General features: G+C 36.7%; 12 protein-coding genes and 1 pseudogene. 2 read left to right on the forward strand and 11 right to left on the reverse strand.

Annotated features, from left to right (window positions below; all coding sequences use genetic code 11):
- Positions 1-4: 4 nt before the first annotated feature.
- The 7 genes from ACVWY7_RS12525 to ACVWY7_RS12555 all read right to left on the reverse strand — a co-directional run bounded on the left by ACVWY7_RS12525 (position 5) and on the right by ACVWY7_RS12555 (position 16,004).
- Positions 5-7,627 (reverse strand): amino acid adenylation domain-containing protein, encoded by a 7,623-nt coding sequence (locus ACVWY7_RS12525; RefSeq protein ID WP_456523816.1) that lies wholly within the window; start codon positions 7,625-7,627, stop codon positions 5-7.
- 14 nt (positions 7,628-7,641) lie between these two features.
- Entirely contained in the window at positions 7,642-9,579 is a 1,938-nt protein-coding gene (locus ACVWY7_RS12530) for a cyclic peptide export ABC transporter (RefSeq protein WP_073523957.1), read from the reverse strand.
- 321 nt (positions 9,580-9,900) lie between these two features.
- Positions 9,901-11,055 (reverse strand): beta-ketoacyl-[acyl-carrier-protein] synthase family protein, encoded by a 1,155-nt coding sequence (locus ACVWY7_RS12535; protein ID WP_073523960.1) that lies wholly within the window; start codon positions 11,053-11,055, stop codon positions 9,901-9,903.
- A 23-nt stretch (positions 11,056-11,078) separates the two neighbouring features.
- On the reverse strand, positions 11,079-11,783 hold the full coding sequence (locus ACVWY7_RS12540; protein WP_000712077.1) for a hypothetical protein: 705 nt from the start codon (positions 11,781-11,783) through the stop codon (positions 11,079-11,081).
- Positions 11,780-13,147, reverse strand: coding sequence for a class I adenylate-forming enzyme family protein (locus tag ACVWY7_RS12545; RefSeq protein ID WP_073523963.1), 1,368 nt, complete (start codon positions 13,145-13,147; stop codon positions 11,780-11,782). The genes ACVWY7_RS12540 and ACVWY7_RS12545 overlap by 4 nt, the downstream gene beginning before the upstream one ends.
- A gap of 3 nt (positions 13,148-13,150) precedes the next feature.
- On the reverse strand, positions 13,151-14,803 hold the full coding sequence (locus ACVWY7_RS12550) for a thiamine pyrophosphate-binding protein (RefSeq protein ID WP_000495215.1): 1,653 nt from the start codon (positions 14,801-14,803) through the stop codon (positions 13,151-13,153).
- A 19-nt stretch (positions 14,804-14,822) separates the two neighbouring features.
- A complete protein-coding gene (locus ACVWY7_RS12555) occupies positions 14,823-16,004 on the reverse strand; it encodes an aldehyde dehydrogenase family protein (protein WP_073523967.1) in 1,182 nt (393 codons plus the stop codon).
- Between the two features lie 712 nt (positions 16,005-16,716).
- On the opposite strand from ACVWY7_RS12555, the gene ACVWY7_RS12560 reads away from it, so the two are divergent.
- Positions 16,717-16,890 carry an IS3 family transposase gene (locus ACVWY7_RS12560; RefSeq protein ID WP_368087196.1) on the forward strand — a complete coding sequence of 58 codons (174 nt, stop codon included), beginning with the start codon at positions 16,717-16,719 and terminating at the stop codon, positions 16,888-16,890.
- Between the two features lie 1,074 nt (positions 16,891-17,964).
- On the opposite strand, the gene ACVWY7_RS12565 is transcribed toward ACVWY7_RS12560, so the two are convergent.
- From ACVWY7_RS12565 to ACVWY7_RS12580, 4 genes and pseudogenes are all read right to left on the reverse strand, one after another.
- Positions 17,965-18,399, reverse strand: a complete 435-nt coding sequence (locus tag ACVWY7_RS12565; RefSeq protein ID WP_000061086.1) for a MarR family winged helix-turn-helix transcriptional regulator — start codon at positions 18,397-18,399, stop codon at positions 17,965-17,967.
- 263 nt (positions 18,400-18,662) lie between these two features.
- Positions 18,663-19,859, reverse strand: a complete 1,197-nt coding sequence (locus ACVWY7_RS12570; protein WP_001214683.1) for a serine hydrolase domain-containing protein — start codon at positions 19,857-19,859, stop codon at positions 18,663-18,665.
- Between the two features lie 54 nt (positions 19,860-19,913).
- A complete protein-coding gene (locus ACVWY7_RS12575; protein ID WP_000061083.1) occupies positions 19,914-20,348 on the reverse strand; it encodes a MarR family winged helix-turn-helix transcriptional regulator in 435 nt (144 codons plus the stop codon).
- Positions 20,349-20,411: 63 nt separating this feature from the next.
- Positions 20,412-20,567, reverse strand: a pseudogene (locus ACVWY7_RS12580) (helix-turn-helix domain-containing protein); the annotation flags it as partial.
- Between the two features lie 170 nt (positions 20,568-20,737).
- Between ACVWY7_RS12580 and ACVWY7_RS12585 the strand changes: the two are divergent.
- Complete coding sequence (locus ACVWY7_RS12585) at positions 20,738-20,926, forward strand: hypothetical protein (RefSeq protein WP_139242268.1); 189 nt, start codon at positions 20,738-20,740, stop codon at positions 20,924-20,926.
- The last annotated feature ends 122 nt before the right edge of the window (positions 20,927-21,048 follow it).

Raw genomic sequence — 21,048 nt, forward strand, 5'->3', positions numbered from 1 at the left:
CTCTCTACATGTCTTCAAGCAGCTCATAAATATGATCCAGTTCTTCGTCTGTCAATCGTTGATCATCAAAATCACTTAACGTTTTTTCTCCGTCATCTTCCTTCTCTATACAATGATCGACCATTTTTTCAAGTGTTTCCGTGTAAGCATTCAAAATTTGTTCGATTTCATTTCTATCAAACTCACGCTCATGATATTCCAAATTGATTTCTAACACGCCATTTATGACTGCAAGATTCAAATCAAGCATGTGCGTTCTTTCATTTTCCAAGCTGTTTGAATTACCTAAGTGCAAAGATCGGCCCTCATTTTCATGTAACTCAAACTGACCCAAATAGTTAAAACTCACTGGAGGAGATGGTCTTTCTTCAATAGTTTGCAGTTCCTTACAATAAAGCAATCCATATCCCATTCCCTTTTGAGGAATACGGCGAAGCAGGTCTTTAACCGATTTTATTGCAGCTCCTAGTTTTTCTTCTCTTCCCGCCTCTAGTACAACTGGAAATACAGATGTAAACCACCCAATCGTTCTTGAAACGTCGACATCTTCCGAAAACGTCTCTCTTCCATGCCCTTCTAAATCAAGTGGTAGTTCTTCTATTCCAAATTGTTCCTTCATAGCCAACGCAAAAGCCGCCAACAGAATTTCATTTATTTCTGTGTTATATGCACGATGCGCCTGTTTTAAAAGCAAATCCGTTTTTTCTTTGTTAAGTTGCCGAACAAGCTGTTTACTGTACCATCCCTTTTGATTGATCGATTGACGTACGGCTAAAGAAGAAGGTACTACCAGCCTGTTTTCAACATCTTCCCAATAAGCTTTTTCATTTACTACTTCCTCTTTGGCGTAATTCCACAATTCTGTTGTCCAGTCTTTATAAGAAGTCGTTTTCTCAGGTAATTTTATTTTTTCTCCAGAAACAGCTTGTTCGTAAGCTGTTTCTAGATCCTCAAGCAAGATCCCCCAAGAAACACCGTCTATGATGAGATGATGTATAACTATAACAAGGTGGTCCCCTTTATTGGTTTGAAAGATACTTGCTTTGATAAGAGGTCCATTTTCTATATCGAGCTCACCTTGAATACTATCAATATGGTTTTCTGCAAGCTCTCGCCAGTTATTTTTATTTCTAAGATTCATCACTTCCAATGTATAAAAATCAGCTGTATACGCTTTTCGGTTGATTTGAACCATCTGTTTCAGATTCTTTACAAAAACAGCTCTTAGTACATCATGGTGCTCAATGAGTTTGTCCAACGCCAATTCAACCGCTTCAGGATCAAATCCTTCTGCTTTGTAGAGTGTCTCAGCCTGATTATAGTGGTGCGGATTAACAAAGTTTTTTGAAAAAAACCAATTTTGTATAGGAGAAAGTAGAATTTCCCCAGATATCTGCCGTTGATCAATTTGTTTCTTTAAAGGCTCGATATAGATAGCCACTTCTTGAATTGTTGCATGTGTAAATAAATACTTTGTTTCAAGTTTCAATCGATACTTTCTTAATTGAGAAGAAATTTGAATGGCTTTGATCGAATCTCCTCCATAGTCAAAAAAGCTTCCTTTTATGCTAACACGTTCTATACCAAGCACCTCCTGCCAAATGTCAGTGAGCAACTTTTCAATCTCTGTACAAGGCGGCACATACGCTTCTTCTGTTTCTGTTTCTTTTTCAGGTATTGGAAGCAACTGTTCATTCACTTTTCCATTTGGCGTTAAAGGCAACTCATCTATTGTCATGAAATGCACAGGAATCATATATTCTGGTAGAGTTTGCGCCAGCTTTCGTCTTACTTTCTCCGGCGCACTCTCTTTCTTCCACACGATATACGCACATAGATTTACTTGTCCTTCCTCATCATGATGAGCCACCACATAGCCATTCTCGATCTCATCCAACTCCACCAGCTTCGCTGTAATTTCACCCGGCTCAATCCTCATACCTCGGATTTTGATCTGTTTGTCCAGTCTGCCAAGATATTCGATTGTCTGATCTCTATGCCATTTGACAAGGTCACCTGTTTTATAGAGGCGCCCGTTTTGTTCGAATGGATCGGGCACAAAAGCACGATCCGTCTGATCTGGACGGTTCAAATAGCCCCTTGCAATACCTGCACCACCAATATACAGTTCACCAGGAATGCCTGATGGTACAGGGTTTCCTTCTTCATCAAGCACATAGACTTTTGTATTGTCAATGGGCGCTCCCAATTTAATTACCCCTCTGTCCGGTGGACAGGACCATACAAGTGTATCGACCGTCGCTTCGGTTGGACCATAATGATTATATAAACGGTACCCTTGCGATGTAATTTGGTTAGCCAATTGAGGATCCAACTTTTCTCCACCACAGATGACCACTTCTAAATTCTTAGCTTTTTTCGTTTGTCCAGCTAAAAGTGCACGTAAGGTTGCCGGAACGAATTGAGCAATGCGGACTTTGTGCTCATTCAAGAAGTCAATTAGCATTTCCTTTTGGAACACCACTTGTTTTTCCGCAATAACGACAACAGCTCCCGACATGAGTGGAATCAACGTTTCCTCCACACTAACATCAAAGGCAGAATTGGTCATATGAAGAATGGCATCTCCAGGAGCCACATGATACGTCCTTTCAAACCATTGCCATAAATTCAGTACACTGTGCTGTTCAATCAAGACGCCTTTCGGCTCCCCAGTTGATCCAGAAGTATAAATCATATAGGCTAGATGATGCCCTTCTGCCACTGAAGGTGGATTCGTTGTACGCTCTTCTTCCATCCCCTCATCCAAATAAATCACTTTGCCTGAGTATGAGTCTGTTCTTTCTTTCAGCACCGACTGTGTAAGCAAAAGAGGGACAGCACTATCTTTCAGCATGTACTCAATACGGCTATCTGGATATTGAGGGTCAATTGGTACATAGGCTCCCCCCGCCTTTAAAATTCCCAGCATCCCGATGAGTAGATCAAATGATGGGCGAACCATGATGCCTACCAACATATCCGTTCCAACACCTTGTTGAATAAGAGCATGTGCTAGCTGATTGGCACGACTGTTCAATTCTCCGTAGGAGATGGAGCTTCCTCTAAAGACAGCCGCTGTTTCCTCCGGACACATCTCAGCCTGCTTTTCAAATTGAGCTGAGATAGATTGGTAGGAAGGTATCGGTACAAAAGTATCATTCATATCGGCCAATAGCTCTTGTTCCTCCTGGGAAAGCAACCCGATTTCACTGATTATTTGATGTGGATCGGCCACCATCGTCTCGATAAGATGTTCAAAATGTTTTGCCATCTGTTCGATAGTTTCTTTTCTGAATAAACTTGTACTATATTCAAACCGGCACCCAAGGCAATCATTAAGAACTGCAGCCTCCAATGTTAAATCAACTTTAGAAGTGTTATAGTCTGTATCGACAATAGACATTTTGACACCTTCAGACAGCTCATAACTCTCTTTGACATCTTGTAGAGCAAATACAGTCTGATAAATAGGATTTCTGCTTGGATCACGATTGAGTTTCAGTTGCTTGGCTAGTTCATCAATAGGGTATTGCTGATGATTCAGCATACCAAGCATATCGCGTTTGACTTCTTGGCAAAATTGAGCGAAACTAACTGTTCTGCCAACTGCCTTCCTAATAGGAAGAGTGTTGACAAATAATCCTGTAATCCTTTCTATATTTGAATGAATACGTCCTGATATAGGCGTACCAACGATCAAGTCATCTTGACCCGTGTATTTTGACAACAAGACAAAATATACTGATAAGAGACTCATATAAAGCGTCAAGCCGTGCTTCATAGAATAATCTTTTAGTTTGTTTAATAGATTTATATTCAATTCAAATTCAAATGTTTTTCCATCAAAAGATTGCACATCTGGCCTTGGGAAATCAGCAGGCAAATTGAGCTGTTCTGCATGGTCAACAAGAATGTCCCTCCAAAAATCTCGGTGTGCAGAAAACCGATCTGCTTCTAATTGGCGCTTCTCCCATACAGCGTAATCTTTGTACCCAAGATCCAATTGTGGCAAAGTTTTCCCCTGATATATCAATGCCAATTCTTCCATAAATACTTGGAGAGACATACCATCGAAAATAATATGATGAAAGTCTAATAATAAAACATGTTTTTGAAGAGATTGTATTTTAATCAACCGTGCCTGCATCAAGGGAGGCTTGTCCAATGAAAACGGCTGAGGCGAAGCGCAAATAATCTCCTCTATTTTAGATTCATTGTATACATCATAATCCACATGCAAGGAAACGTTTGTATGAACTTTCTGCTTAATGACGCCATCTTCTTTTATAAAAAAGGTTCTAAGCGATTCATGTCGATTGACTAACTTTTGCATTGCATCTATCAACGCACCCGCGTCAAGTGGCCCATCTATTTGGAATACACAAGGTATGTTAAACAGATTAGCGTCTGTAATTAATGATCTTGTGTATACCCCTTCTTGTGCAGCTGTCACAGGATAAGAATCACTCTTCTTAGCAGGTAGCAGCTGTTCAAAATTGCCAATCTTCATTTTTTCTTCAATGACATCTGCCATTGCAAACAAAAGTGTATTAGAAAAAATATCCCCTAGCGTCAGTCGAATCCCGAACTCATTCTCAATTTCATTCAAAAGTTTTAATGCTTGCAATGAATGAAAACCTAGCTGGATAAAATCAGAAGTTGCATGTAAATCGTCTACCTTTAGCGTTTTCTTCCAAACTTCGGCTAATTTCGCCTCAACTGCTTTATGAAACAAACCTGTCTCTTCCTTTTCCTTGAAAAAGACTTCAGGCTCTGGCAGCTCTCTCCGATTGACTTTGTGGTTTTCAGTTAAAGGCAATCGGTCTAATTGAATAAAATATGTCGGGACCATATAGTCCGGCAGCTCTCTAAATAAAAAGGCTTTTATTTGATTTGTGATATCTAATTCATCTGATTCAAAGTAAGCAGCCAATACGGTTTGATGGGAGTTAGGTTTAACAGTCTTTACAACCGCTCTCCTCACCAAAGGGTGCTGAATCATTTTTGCCTCAATCTCTCCAATTTCAATTCGATGCCCTCTAATTTTGACTTGAAAGTCATTGCGCCCAAGAAACTGAATATTTCCATCAGGCAGCATTTTCGCTTGATCCCCTGTCTTATACAGTCTTTCAGAGGGATCATAAGGGTTTAAGATAAATTTTTCCTCTGTCAGCTCTGCATTGTTCAAATAGCCCCTGGCGACGCCTTTTCCACCAATGTACAACTCCCCTATATAATGAGGTGGAAGAAGCTCCATGTTTTCACTAAAAATGTACATTGACATATTTGATAACGGTTTACCGATTGGCGTAATACCCTCATAATCTGCAAATGCCTGCTCAGAACAATAAATGCTCGATTCAATTGTCGCTTCAGTGACACCATACGTGTTAAAAATTCGTATACTCTCACCATAACGTTCTAAGAGACGTTCATAGTCTTCTTTCAAACAAGAATCAGCACCCAGCACAACCAATTCAAGAGAAGTATGATTAATCCCTTTTTCATACATGTCATCTAAAAGAGGAACAATTAAAGCTGGTGTTGATTCCAGCATTGTAATCTGATGTGTCTCAATCAAATTTTGAATACGTACTAAATCACGCTTTGCTTCTGACGAACAAATGACAAGGGTTCCTTGATTCAATAAAGCTCTTGTCATATCCCCAGCAAACACATCAAACGAAAAGCTGGCCATCTGTAAGATACAAGGCTTCATTTCTTGAAAACCGTATGCTTCGTTATAGGCCCTCCACATATTTAGATAATTCCGATGTTCAATCATGACACCCTTTGGCGTGCCTGTTGTTCCAGACGTATATATGATATAGCATAAATCTTCAGGCTTCATCAGGCTTTCAATAGACGATATCGGCTGTTGCTGAATTGCTTCATCTTGAAAGTGGATGCATTCAATAGAAGCATCTTGTTCTACTCTATTTACTTGATCCGTCAGCAAAATCATAGAACTACTGTCTTTTAGAATGAATTGGACTCTTTGCTCTGGAAATTCGGCATCGATTGGGACATAAGCTCCACCTGCTTTCATCACCGCTATCGATCCAACGATCATATCTTCTGTACGATCAGTAAGAATAGCAACTGTTTTTTCTCGTGTTATACCCTTTTGTCGAAGGAGTCGTGCAAGCTGATTCGACCGCTCATCCAGTTCCTTATACGTCAGTGTGCGCTCCTCACAAATAACCGCTATCTTTTCAGGCGTTTTTTTTGCAATTCTTTGAAAAATCTGTTGGAAATATTCCTCCGGTTCATGACAGACTATTTCCATTTGCTCCCTAAAATATAAGGATTGATCAGTAACTGTTAATAAATCTAAATTTCCAATCTCCTGCTGCGGATCCGATAATGCTTTAGAAAGTAAAAGCATTATTCTATTAAACATGTCGCGGATCTCTGTCTCTTCAAATAAATCAACCCTATAGTCGATTTCAAATGCAATGTCTTCCCCACTTTTTACAATATGAAAGGCGAGATCATTGATTTCATAACTGTTATATAAAAAATCTACATTATATCTAATCCCATCTGTCTTAGGGAAATCTACCTCCAAATATTGTAAGGAAGTTGTATACAAATAATCATGCGTGCTGTGCTTTTTTCGCCAATCATTTAAAATACGATTATATGGATATTTTTGATGCCTCATTGTTCTAATCTGCTGCTGATTTAAATTTCTTGCGAATGAAGAAAAAGTGAGAGTTGGATCAACCTCTACGCGAAAAGGAACAGTGCTAACAAGCATGCCAAACAGTTCCTTTTCACGAAGCGTTGTCCGGTTGGAAAACATTGTACCGATTACAATATCCTTTTTCTGACTCTTTTTGGATATATACAAGAAAACGCCTGACAAGAACAAATTAAATAAACTAATATGATTCTTAGTCGAATATTCTTTCAACTTTTCCGCAAGAGATTTCGGAACTGCTTTTGATAGCCGTATCGCTTTCGCACTGCTGCAATAATCATTGCTAGGCTTAAGAGATGTTAATTCTGGTCTACTTTGGAAAATCTGTTCCCAATAAAGACGATCCTTTTCATAACGCGAGCTTTTCTCGTATGTCTGCTCCGCTTCAATTTGCTCGATAAACGATGGACTTTTCACCATATCGATGACCGCACCACTTGCTAAATCAGTGTAAATAGAAATAATGGTCTCTATGCAACTCATGACAGACACAGCATCCGAAATAATATGATGAATATTCACATAAAGAAAGCACTGATGCCTGCTTTCTTTAAACACTTTAAAATCAAAAAGCTCCTCGTCCTCTAGTGGTAAAGGTTGCTGAAAGTGGGCAAGTGCAGCCTCTTTTATACTTTCAGTGCTTGCATCTTGTAACTCGATAATTTCTATTTCTTTTTCAATATATTCAGCTACATACTGAACTGGTTCGCCTTCTTTTCTAGAAATCATACGTAAACGGATATTGTCTGTTCGTTTTATATACTCATTTATAGCAATCGAAATTAGATTATAACGAAGGGGCTGCTCTGTAGCCAATTGTATAAGAGCCCCGTTGTTTGAAATACTTGTATTAGGATACATTTTTTCAACATACCAAATGCCCAGCTGTCCATTACTTAATGGAAAATAACGACTCATCTACATGTACCTCCTCATATATCCTTATTTTCTACAAACTGACCTTGCTCCATTTTGATAAGATGATCAGCCTTATGGAAGTATTGATCGTCATGTGTAATCGCAATGACACACTTCCCTTCATCTCTTAACATAGGAAGCAAATTGTAGTAGAAGAATTTGCGATATTCTGGATCTTGATCTGCCGCCCATTCATCAAATAAACAAATAGGTCGATCCTCTAAATATGAAACTAGCAAAGCCAAACGCTTCTTTTGACCTGTCGACAGTTTAGTCGTGCTGAATTCACCATCTTTGATTGTGACCTTATCCTGAATTCTAAGAAGCTCAAGCAAGCTTTGAATTTCCTGCTCTCTTCCATCAATATCTATACCGTAGAGACGGTCAAAAAGATAAAAGTCACTAAAAATTGCAGAATAGTATTCTTGGATTTGTTCTGGTGTTTTAGAAACGCCGTTAATGAGAGTTTCTCCTCGATCAGCCGGATAAAGGCCGGTAACGAGCTTAGCAAAGGTTGATTTCCCACTTCCATTCCCTCCGGTAATAAAGGTAATTTCTCCAGCCTTAAATTCATAATCAATTGGTCCAACTGAAAAATCTTCGCCGCTTGTACCTTTATATTGGAACTGGACTCCCTTTAAAGTGAGAATCACTTTCTTTTCAGGCGACGCTTCTACAGAAACTCGGTCTTCTTTTTCTAATTCAGCGACCTCTTCCATTAAACTATTAATACGTTTCCAGCTTACTTGAATCTGCATAATTTGCGGAAAAGAATGCAGTAGGTAGGTAACAGGGCCAATCATATAAAGGAAAATAAACACATAATTATACAGCAATTCACCTTGCATTTTGAAAATCAGTGGAAAGAGAAACGCCACAAATCCAACAACCGACAATAGAATCATGTCTTCCAAAATAAAGGCATTCGCGAACTTCAGGTCAACCTTTGTTCCCTTTTTACGATAGTCGCTGCATGCTTCTTCAAAATTTTGTTGGAATGCCAGTTTTCTTGCTCTATTTAGCTTCAACTCTTTGAATCCTGCCAACATATCATTAATAAAACCAAAAAACTTATTTTGAATGTCCCTTGTCTCTTCATACAGTCTAGTTGCTTCCCCTGCGACAAATAGATTGATTAGAATAGTGACTACAACAACGCCCAAAGATAAAACAAGGCCCCAAAAGCTCAACATGCCCAAATAAATTAGACAGAAAAACAAAGTGATTAAATTGGTCGCACCAGTAACTGCTAAATGCATGCCCTCACTAATTTTTTCTGTATCATTATTTAAACAAGCACTGATTTTTCCTTTCTCAAAACGCTCCATTCGTTCAAATGGAATTTGCAACGTTTTATCAATCAGCTTAACCCTTTTTTCATAAACCACTCGATTGGTAATTACAGCAATCCTTGTACGAATGTATCGTTCTGCAATGATATGAACAACCAACCCAATTAAAAAGGCATAGAATAAACCATTCGTAAAGTTGTCTTTCGTATTTAACGATTGATTAATGATGTATATGACAAACGTATTGCTCAGCCCACTTACAGCCCCGCTGATAATCATTAGCAGAAACTGTTCCTGCCCTTCTTTTTTATAAAATAAAGTAAACGCATAGTAGAGAATATACAGACCTATCAATAAAATCGATAGCCAATATACAATCGACATTTGTATACTAACTGCTTGTAAATCAACAAACTCAGATTTTAGCCACTTATAAGATTCATGAAGAACGTAAATTAAGGCTCCATATATAACAACTGCCACACCCAAAAGCAATCTATTCTTTGCCGATACAACAAGTGAACGCTCTTTTCTCAGAGCCTGTACAATGACTCTGTATAAAATAAATAAATTGATGCAAATAAACACACCTATGACAAACGAAGCCCCTGTCAAGGCACGTCCAATATCTGCTAGTGATTGCTCACTGCTAAAATTCAACGTTATTCCCCCTTCAAAAACTCTAACTCTTTGTTTTTTATTTCCTCTTCATTTCTCTCTACATATACAATGGAGGTTCCTTTTATTAATGCAAACACGCGTTGCTTTCTCACCACTTCCACCATTCAAAATGACATGATCACCTGCTTAGATAATTTGACAAATTGTATATATTGTAACAAGCAAAAAACAAGTGGATTCTGATCGTTTTTGCAATTTTCATTTCAAAAATGGCTTAACTATACAAAATCCTCTACAACGGGTAAACTCCAAGATTATTTTTCTCTATCTATAGTAATTAAATAAACAATTTTTCATAGTTCACTTGATATTCCCTTTCCATTCAGTCGTAGGGTGTTGAATCAAATAGGACGCATAATTCCCACAAAACCCAAAGTTATTGACAAGCACGCTAGATATGTTCGCAAATACCTTTTCTTTTATAATATTTGCGGTAATTTTCGGATCAAGCTGATCTAAACCTGTTGTCGGTGGAATACATTGCAGCTTCAAGGCCAGTAAAGCAGCTGCTGTACCCAAAAAACCTGAACAACGTAACAAATGCCCACATGCTCCTTTATGAGAACTAACCGGTATACTGCTTCCAGCTTCAATGGTTTCCACCAATGCTTCTGATTCGATCACATCTCCTTGCGGCGTTCCAGTTGCATGAGCATGTATATAATCTGGCTTATTGACCCCTGCCAGTTGGAGAGCTGTTTGAATAGATTTGACTACCTTTCCCTTATCTAGCTCAATCATATTTTGCTTTTCTCCACCTAATACACAACTGGCACCGTCAAGCCATGCCAACGGCTTATGTTTACGTTCTTTCAAACTATCCGCCGACTCTAATATAATGACTCCTGCCCCCTCACCGATCGTAATGCCATTTCTCTTAAGATCAAAGGGCTTCGCTTCAGTTTTTGTAATGGCTCTGACAATATCAAGTGAAGCAAAGTCATACTTATTAAATACTTCTGCACGTGCGATAAAGACCATATCCAACTGGCCATGTCGAATCATGCTGTAGCCAATTGAAAGTGCTGTACCAATTGACGCACAAGCTGACGTCGGTCTAATGATGTTTCTTGTCTGAAATAAAGGAGTTGGAAGATCATGTTCAGGATCCATGATCCATTCATTAGCTTCATTTTCCATTGTGTCATTGCCCGGCCCTGTTACAACCGGAAGAATCAATCCCGCCCTGTGATGTTCTATCTTTTTTTTATTTAAACCAGCGATTTCTAAAGCCTCTTTCATGGCAAATGATAAAAATTGTTTAGCGATACTTTCCTTAGAATGAAGAACATTCCCCTTTATCTGGCCAGCTATCTGACTCCTAAAACCACTTGCATCAAAACGGGTAATAGGCGACATAGCACATTCCCCTGAATATAACCCTTCTTCAAATGAATTCATTCCAAGCCCAAATGGAGAAACAAGCCCCATTCCACTAATGCCAATCCTATTCATATTTACAGCTCCTTCCACTGCCTTTATGTTAAACGCCTTACACCTTGTCCTTTATTACCCTCGACGCAATGGTGAATCCATTGACTAAAACCTAAGTGTTCATCATGTTCGTTTTCCCATTCCCAATTCCGTATTTCAAACAGAGGTTGATAGTTTTGAAGACGACATGCATTTGTTAAAGCAGCAATTGTAATCCGACCGGTGAAATTTTCATAGTCAGTTTCAGGTGCTCGATAAATTTCTGCCACTAACATTAGACCGGCCAGTCGGTCTACTAAAGCGTTATGTGCTAATCCAATTCCATACATTTTGCCACAGTAATCTGCAAACGTTGTAGAGGGTCCATTGAGACCAAGTTGTATGGCTGCTTGAGCAGTTGGAAGACTATTTTCAAAAGATATCGTCATGTGAGGCCTAACAGCCTTTTTCCCTTTTTCCAAAGCTTCTACGTATCGTTCAATATCAGGCCAAATCGCATTTGAAACATTGACAAACAGGCCAATATCGTCATCAAAATGGACAAATCCTTGATGTGATAATTCAGTAATAATTTTATACAGTCCTTCACATAACGGTTCTACAGTCTCATCGTTAAATTTACTTTTTTGATATGGAAAGGGTTCTCTTTCAATTGGTATCTCATTTTTTGTGATCCATTGATAGCTCGGAACACCGTTTATAACGTCGACTTCAATGCCAATAAGAACAACTGAAGGTTCCTTCTTCACTCAATCACACCCTTTGCTTGTTTTGTAAAACACATTTCCCTTAAAGCATTCCGGTCAATTTTTCCATTTGCCAGCATCGGAAATTCATCCAGTTGTTTGTAATAAAAAGGAACTTGTTCTTTTTCTAAATGCTTTTGTGCATAGCATTTTACATTTTTTGAGTTGATTTCACTTTTGTTTTTGCTAATGTATATGGCAGCGAGACGCATACCGTTGTTTTCATGATGAACACCAATAACGACAACGTCTTGAATTGCTTGAAAGTGGCGCAGCTTATTCTCAATATATTCAGGACTAATATTTTTTTCTTTAATCACAATGATATTTTTCGTCCGGCCTATAATTTTTAAATAACCATCCTCATTGATCTCTGCTAAATCTCCAGTATTAAGCCATCCTTCAGAATCGAGTGGATTTTCCTGTGAATTTGGACCAAAATAGCCCATCATATTGCTAGGGCTCCTAACAAGTAGCTCTCCCTTTTCGTTCAGTTTTAATTCCGTCCCTTTCAGTGGCCTTCCCACCGTTCCTATGCAAAAATCATTCCATGCATTCAACGCCACATTGGGTCCAGCTTCTGAAAGCCCATATCCATCGAGGATAGGACGTTTTATTAGTTCAAACCATTTTTCCGCGACAGTTTCAGGCAAGATTTCTCCTCCACATCCCCAGCTCCGCATGTTGGACACGGCCTTTCGTTCATCCACTTCCTTACTAAAATGCTCAAGCATGATTTTGTAAAATGAAGGTGTTCCCTCAAACAAAGTAGCTCCGCTTTCTTTCATTAATTGCAAAACATACCGAGGCCGCAAATGTTCTGGAATAACCAAGTTCATTTTGCATGTTTCAATGATATTAATTAGAGTCAAGCCATAAGCTCCCCACAAAGGAACAGCTGCAAACATGATATCGTTTTCGGTAAAGCCCATTCTTGTGATTGTTTGTTCACTTTGATATTTGATTCCCTTTTTAGACCAGATGACAAATTTAGGCATACCAGTAACTGATCCTGTTGTTCTGATAATAGCCCCGACTCCTTCTGGAAGAAGTGCCTTTTCAATGTCATCATAGCGTTCAACACAAAAACCATGATCCGCCTCGTAGCAGAAAAGTGGCACTTGAATCCGCGCAAGCTCTTTTTGAGGATTTTTCATTGCACCTGTCACGACTGGAATAATTCCCAGTTCACTACACCCTTTATAGGCTGCGTAAAATAGCAGCGGATCTCTTATTGAAAGAGCGACAGCCTCTTTCGACTGTATATGGTTAGCCTTCATTAAGAGGATAAATTTATTTGTTAAATATTGAATTTTATCTGTTTGATCTTGATGGCCGACACTCACTTTGTTTTTTAATCCTATCATGCCCTACACCCCATACTCTTGTTGTACTGTATATGGAATATCCGTTTTCCAGTCTATGCATATTTCAATTAAGGACAGTTTCCCCTGTTTACATTGCTCTTTTGCTTCACAAATAGCACTTTTGAATTCTTCTTCATTAGTTGGAGAGTAAAAATCTCCTTGAAGAGATTGAATTGCATGAGCCCATTGATGCTCTCTAAAATCACATCCAATGGAAATATTCTTTTTTTGTTGATTAAATCGCGGCCACGAATAGCCCCCATTATTAATAACGATATAAATCATACCCAATCCCAGCTCGTATGCAGCATCTAATGCCCCTTTTCCCATTTCAAATGAGCCATCTCCAATAAACGTAACAATAGTGGATTCAGGCTGAGCTAATTTAGCTCCGATGCTTGCCCCCATTGGCACACCAAGGGCAGTTTGTTCGCCAGGTACAAGGGTTCTTCCTAATTGATTAATAAAAATAGGATAGGAATAGCCCCATATATCATGAAGCCCGTTATCCTGAACCAAAATGTTATTTCCTTCCATTTGTTGTGACAATATATGATAAGCAGCTCTGACAGGGTGTTTTGAAAAATCAGATTTAGTCCACTCGCTAGTGAGCTGATATTTGACCAGTCTCTGTCTCTCTAGCCATGGTTGTCGCTTCGATCCTTCATTCTCCCCATGTTCCAGCAGCTGCTGCACAGTTAATGAAACATCACCTAAGATGCTCACATCTTCATCAACGGACTTTCTCAAACTTTGGTAATCACAATCGATATGTATAAACAAATTTTCATCTGCAATATCTTTCCACCCCATTAAAGCTGTTTCTTCAAGTTGCGTGCCAAAAGCCAGAAAGACATCCCCTTCCCTCAGCAGTTCCTTTGCTTCTGGCAAAGCATAAAGACCTATATTGCCAAATACATGTGGATGCTGCTCATTCACACCCCCCCTACCAGAAGCAGTGGTAAACACGGCGGCCTGAAATTTTTCAGCCAGGGTCAAAAGAGATTGACCTAGCATGGAATTATTTTGACAACCGCCTCCTGCGATAAACACCGGTCGTTTTGACCTCGCTAAAATCTCTGCTGTCAAGCTTATCTGCCTTGGATGTGGGCACATGACAATTGGCTCTTTTGGAATCAATGAAGAGGGCTGATCATACTGCTGTTGCTCCAGGTCATTTGGTATTTCTAAATAAACCGGTCCTGGCCTTCCATTTATAGCCATATGTACCGCTCTTTTTAGCGCCCACTCTGCTTGATCTTCGTGTTCAACCCTATACTGCCATTTTGTAATAGCTTTCATCAATTCGATACTGTTGAGTTCTTGAAAAGCTCCTGTTCCAATGGACGTTCTCGATGTCCCTGCAGAAATGATAATCAGAGGAACACACGCAGAATAAGACTCCAACACTGCCGTTAATCCATTCACAAGTCCTGGACCGGGGCTTGTCGCGTAAACAACTGGTTCACCTGAGGCTTGAGAATATCCCATAGCCATACTTGCTGCAATTCTTTGGTCTTTCGATGTATACACATCCATATTGGCTAAATGTGCAGATTCTAGAAGACCTTCGCCTTCTCCCACCATAGCAAAGACCTTTCTAACATTTGAATTTTTTAATAAATATGCATAAAAATCCCATATAGAAGTGAACAAAAACAACTCCCCCTAATTTTTAATTAACCTGCATTATATATTGATTAAATACTCGGTTGACTTCTTTAGAAATTAAAATTGGCCTGCTTTCCATGCAGTCTTTGTATTTCACATAACTTGCCTTTGGACCATAACCACCAAAAGGCTGATGGCCACATTCCATATCAAATAGTGTTTGGTTAACGGCAACTGTATAATGTTTTTTTAATGGTTCGGTTAAGTCTGTATTTCCAAAAATAGACACGCCAAACGACGATTCCAAACGTTCTGTCTCCATAAGCCAATTGAGTACCTCAGACGCATCATGATAGGAAACAACATTAAAAATCGGGGTAAAGTGCTCCTCATATCGCGGCATATCATCCATATCGGAAACCAAAACAGTAGGTTCAATCCAATTCTTATCTATATCCACTTGGCCTCCATAAACAATTTTTTCTTGATAATCACTAAGAAATATTTCAGCCTGCAGCACTAGCTCTTTATAATTACTGTTTTTGACCTTGTCACTCATTCGCCCAGAGATTTTCATCTCATTTAACTGCTGCAGCAAGCATTTGACAAACCTTTTTTTTTGACTCCTGTGGATAAAAAATAAATCCGGACACATGCAATCCTGACCAGAATTGAACACTCGAGCCTCTACAGCTTTTCCAGCAGTATATTCGATATCAGCTTCAGCACCTATGAAAAAAGGATTTAAGCCGGAACCAAAAAATAGAAAGAGAGCACTAGGATAGTCCTTTTGAACAGATATGCTATTATGATAATTACCTGTAAATACCACCACTTCTGCATCAGATGTTTTCTTTTTAAATTCTGCATATCCAATAGGTTCAATTTTTATATTCAAATTAGAATGTTCATTAAAAAAATTATGAATTTTTAACGTAGTAGAATGAGATAATGTAGACGGTCTTAAGAAAATATTTTTACAGTAATAGCTTGGAATAATTGCATATAAAATATAAGAATATAGAATTGAGTTAGTTGGATAGAAGATTGCTACTTTTTCAACTATATCTCTTTTCATATATTTCAGTTCCTTTGTTGCTTGCTCCAGAACATTAATGCTAGAACTAATTTCATACTCAGCACTTTCAACCGTGCTGACTTCCATAAGAATTGATCTAAGTTCATTTTTATACTTTTTCATGTTACATATAATAAAGCTCAGCTCTTCAAAAAACACATGATCCATAAGTATTTATACCTGCCCCTCGTTAGATTTTATAAGAATATACAGACATTAAATAGTAATAAATTCATGCTTTTAGACTTAATACTAGACTAAAAGGCAGCCCTATATTGTTTTACTAAAAAATATAACAATGATGTGGTGTGTATATGCAAAAAGCAAATGGAAAATGTCATAATGCAACATAAAAAAGAAACGGTAAAGTATATTCTAGAGAACAATAAACCCGTGGCACAAATAATTTGAGAAACTAGATTAAATGTAAATGCCTATAATTGAATTAAAAAGAATAGCGAACAACTAAAAGTAAATTTCTACCTCAGGTGCTGAACTAAGAGCATTACAAAAGTAATTAAGTAATCTCGAAGAGGAAAATAGAATTCTAAAAAAGACGATGCACTAATTCTCGAATAGTACTCGATTAAGTTAAAATTTATTCAACATCATCTCTCCCAATATTGAGTGAAGAATATCTGTGAAGTCTGAGAATTTCTAAATGGCTATACCAACCAAAAACTTATGCGAAAAACACTTCAAGCCCCCAGAATTCAACCAAATATATAGAAATATAAAAATTGAAAAAATAACAAGTTGGTATGGTATTCGGTATGCTTCCAGTGAGTATCAAAACCATTAAAACAATATAAATTGATAGGCAACTTGAACCGTAAAAGAAACTATTACAATTAATGCTTGTATCAAATCCCTTAACCGCATTCTTAATAATGAACTTGTTTATCTAACGAAGTATAAAACAATGAGTAAAGTAAGAAAATCACTTTTTGAGCATATTGTATTCTTCTATAATTCAAAGAGAATCAACTTAGCATTTGGTAATCAAACACCAAGTGAATATGAAAAAATGCATAGTCAAATATTCATAATATAGAATTTCCCTCCATAAAAAAGTTTAAAAATGACATTTCTTTAAACTTTTTTATAAATGCCGTTAAGCGAAAAAACGGTAGAATATCTGTGTTATCTTATTTTTGCTATAACTAACTATAGAACCACCTTCCTCTAATTCAATAGATTCTCCTTTTCGAAAACCAACTTACATCCTATTAATCCACATTAGCGTTTAATAATTCAATTTCTACAGTTTTCTCTATCTATTTTCTACTTTTGTAATTTTTGGTACTAATTCTATTTGCTTTGAGAAACTGTTAAATTATAGATTTTCATTTTAAGAATTAAATTTTGAATTTCATCAATTCTGATAATTCATCTTTCAATAGCAGAAAATTCTGCCCAGAATATATACCTTGACTCAATACATTTTTATATTGAGGATTATTCAATGTATCGTTTGATTATACAGATACACTATTCGTGACACCAACGATAGTTTCTAACACAGTTCCCAAATAATTTACTTCATTTTTCAATTCAGAGTTACTACATCACTATTTTTCCATATTATTACTTCAACTCCATTAAATTAGCATATATAGTTAATTTTGTAAACGGATTAGTTGGAAATGAAGATTGAGAAATTTTTTTTAAAACTAGATTTATGACACTATACAATTTTTTATAATGTAATTTAAATAATATTAGCAATCGTGTATCCCATTTATAATAGAAAACTACAAGACTATTAAATTATTTAAAACTTATTATCAAATCTTTTGCAATATACTCTAAAATACTGGATATATGAGTAATTCTGCCACTGTCACCTCTGTACAATGCTGTACGTTAAACCAACTTATAATTTTATCTTTAACCGTAGCTGTCCTTTTTCGATTAGCTAGAATGCCCCACTGTAGATATTGAATGATGCTAGATTAAATCGTGTATTTTCCTTAATAAGATGCTGCTTTGTAATTTCTTGATAACATGATTTGTCTATTACTTTCATGATACACATCACCAGTAAACGCAATATTCTCAAGTAAACCCCTACCTGTTAATAACCTAAAAGAATTAGACACCTAACAAATTAAACATAAAAAGACCATTATAATTCCTTCATCGCAATCTCCTTTAATTTTTCAACAATACGCTCTAATTGATTTACATCTTTTGATGTAAGTTTGCTGTAAATTTTATCTGAGATTTGCTGTTTTACATAATCTTGCTTCGAAAAATACTCCACCCCTTTCTCATCTAACGTTATAAATATTTCACGTCGATTTTGTAGATTAATTTCTCGTTTGATATACTGATTCTTTTCTAGTTTTGCAATCAGTTGGCTAACTGCACTAGAGCTTATATTCATTTCCATCGCAATTTCGCCGACCGTACTGCGTTTTGCCACGTACACAATATCTAATACAACCACCTGTTGTGTTGTAATACCAATATTTAAATATTGTTTATAATGTTTAAATATCAGACGGTCTATTGTATATGTAGCTTCATTAATACGCTTAACTTGTTCATATAAAGACAAAAAATCACCCGCTAATACGTTAGATAACTAATATATTAGGTAACTAATATGTTAGATATCTAATATGTTAGCAGGTGACTTATAAACCGTCAATCTTTATTATTGTCCTTAAAAGAGTTTGATCATTTTTGTACCATATTCACTTATAATAATGGATTTTGGTGCAAATACATGAAAAAGATTACAAATGCTAGTAGATTCTTAAGGGTATCGAAATCTATACTGTAAGTTCAAATTTTTAAAACAAATCCTTCCTGACCATATCAATTGACTTTTTGATATGGTATTTCAACACCTTCATCGATAAATAGATGCTTCGCATCATTTACATAACTCATCGTATTACGTATCCAATAATATGATTCATCTATTTTAAAAAGCGGCACAGACAACTGGTGTTCAAATGAAATCATAAATTGTACATCCTTTTTAATTGTAAACCTTGTGCCAATTCCATCTGATAATTCATAGCAACCCGTAATATCATCTTTAATTGTGAGCGGTAAAGTCATCACATATTTTGGTGCTTCTACAGCATATTGTACTCCCATTAAGTAATGCATAATTTCTTGTTCATATTGAGGAAACACTTCTTGATTCGTCGCTAACACAATCACTTCCCCTGTAGGTATATTCATAAAGGCTTGTGCTGAGCAACCAAGCCATCCACCTGTATGGCCAACCCACTCATTCTGAATGATAAAACCATAACTATAATTATTATTAACTTCTGTCGGTGTTAACATAAATTGAACAATCTCTTTGCTAATGTACTGCCCTTGCCAAAATGCTTTTAAAAACTTCGCTACCTCTGCGACTGTTGCATAAATACCACCGTCACCATATTGATCATTATATTTTTCGATTTCGTGTAAATATGGGTCATCAAGCACATTTTTATATTGTTGCTCCTCATAATTAAACGTTTGACCTTGCGCTACAGATTGCTTTATGGGTTGCGTGGTCATATGAGTAAGATTTAATGGTTGTGCAATATATTGTTGCAAATACGTTTCATACGATAAACCACTCACTTTTTCAATTATTTTGGCAAGTAAAACATAATTCGTATTACTATAAGACCAATGCTCATTTGATGTATATTGTGGTAGCACTCCTTCGATAAATGTTTCAATACTTATTGTTAAATCTTCCGTGATATACTCTGGAATACCAGATGTGTGTGTAAGTAATTCTGCAACTGTTACTTCTGTAAAATATGGTACGTTAAACCAACATGTAATTTTATCTTCTAACTGTAGCTGTCCTTTTTCGATTAGCTGAAACGTCATTACCGCTGTAATCATTTTACTTAATGATGCTAGATTAAATTGTGTATTTTTGTTAATAAGGTGCTTCTTTTCGAGTTCTTGATAACCATGAAAATACTGCTTGATTTGACCGTTTTTTTCATAATAAACTGCACCGTTAAAAGCGATATTTTCAAGTAAACCCCTCATATTTTAGCCCCCTAAACAAATTAGATATCTAACATATTAGACGTGAAGGGATTTTTATAATTCCTTCATCACAATCCCCCTTAATTTATCAACAATTCTTTCAAATTCATCTAGCTCTTCTGATGAAAGTTTACTGTAAATTTTATCTGCAATTTGCTGTTCCACATAATCTTGCTTCGAAAAATACTCCAATCCATTTTCATCTAACGTTATATATATTTCACGTCGATTTTGAAGATTAATTTCTCGTTTGATATATTTATTCTTTTCTAATTTCGCTATTAATTGGCTAACCGCGCTAGAGCTTATATTCATTTCAATCGCAATTTCGCCGACCGTAATACGTTTCGCTAAATATACAATATCTAATACAACAGCTTGTTGTGTTGTAATACCACTATTTAAATATTGCTTGTAATGTTTATATATCAAGCGGTTTATAGTATATTCAGCTTCATTAATGCGTTTAACTTGTTCATATAAAGACAAAAAATCACCCGCTAACATGTTAGATATCTAATATATTATCAAGTGATTTGTTAAACGTCAATCATATGTCAAACCTTTCCCTGTTTCTTTGTATGCGTGATCCCATAGGGAAAGGAAATGATTGAATACAAAGCGCGAACAACCAATCGTTTTGTTGATTAGAATTGCTTGTGCTTGATTTGGATAGATATGAAACTTATAGGCTTTATTAATCATCATTTCATTCACATCCCTTTCGGTATATGACTATTACAAAAACGTATATTCTTTATATAGTAGATTTACACTTTATATGTGTCGAACAATTAAGATGCCTTCCTACCTTATACTTTACATGAAACATGTTCAATTCATCGAGAATATCGAGTATATTTTTGTAAATAATAATGTTGTTAAACGTTAAATCGAGGAGAATTTGTATACAAGGTCATAAAAAATCTATAAAAAGCACTGGTTCTGTTATGAAACCAGATTTTGCTGAAACTGATGCACAAAAAGTGAAACAAGAAATTCAGAACGATGTAAGAGCGGGACAAGGAGCAATGACTTCCCGAGAAGCAGGGGCAATGCGAGATTAAGAAAACACTCCTTATTGGTTTTTTCTTTTCTAGAAATTTAACCAGTAAGGAGTTATTGCAGAACTATTTTAGCTTTTTATATTTATCATTTAAAAACATAATGCATTTCTTTTGTAGATCAT

The organism is Bacillus sp. TE9106W, from assembly GCF_054062215.1.

Bases quoted from the DNA above. Each gene is read 5' to 3' on its own strand.
- ACVWY7_RS12525 (WP_456523816.1), bottom strand. From the start codon at position 7,627: ATGAGTCGTTATTTTCCATTAAGTAATGGACAGCTGGGCATTTGGTAT.
- ACVWY7_RS12535 (WP_073523960.1), bottom strand. From the start codon at position 11,055: ATGAATAGGATTGGCATTAGTGGAATGGGGCTTGTTTCTCCATTTGGG.
- ACVWY7_RS12545 (WP_073523963.1), bottom strand. From the start codon at position 13,147: ATGATAGGATTAAAAAACAAAGTGAGTGTCGGCCATCAAGATCAAACA.
- ACVWY7_RS12555 (WP_073523967.1), bottom strand. From the start codon at position 16,004: ATGGATCATGTGTTTTTTGAAGAGCTGAGCTTTATTATATGTAACATG.
- ACVWY7_RS12570 (WP_001214683.1), bottom strand. From the start codon at position 19,859: ATGAGGGGTTTACTTGAAAATATCGCTTTTAACGGTGCAGTTTATTAT.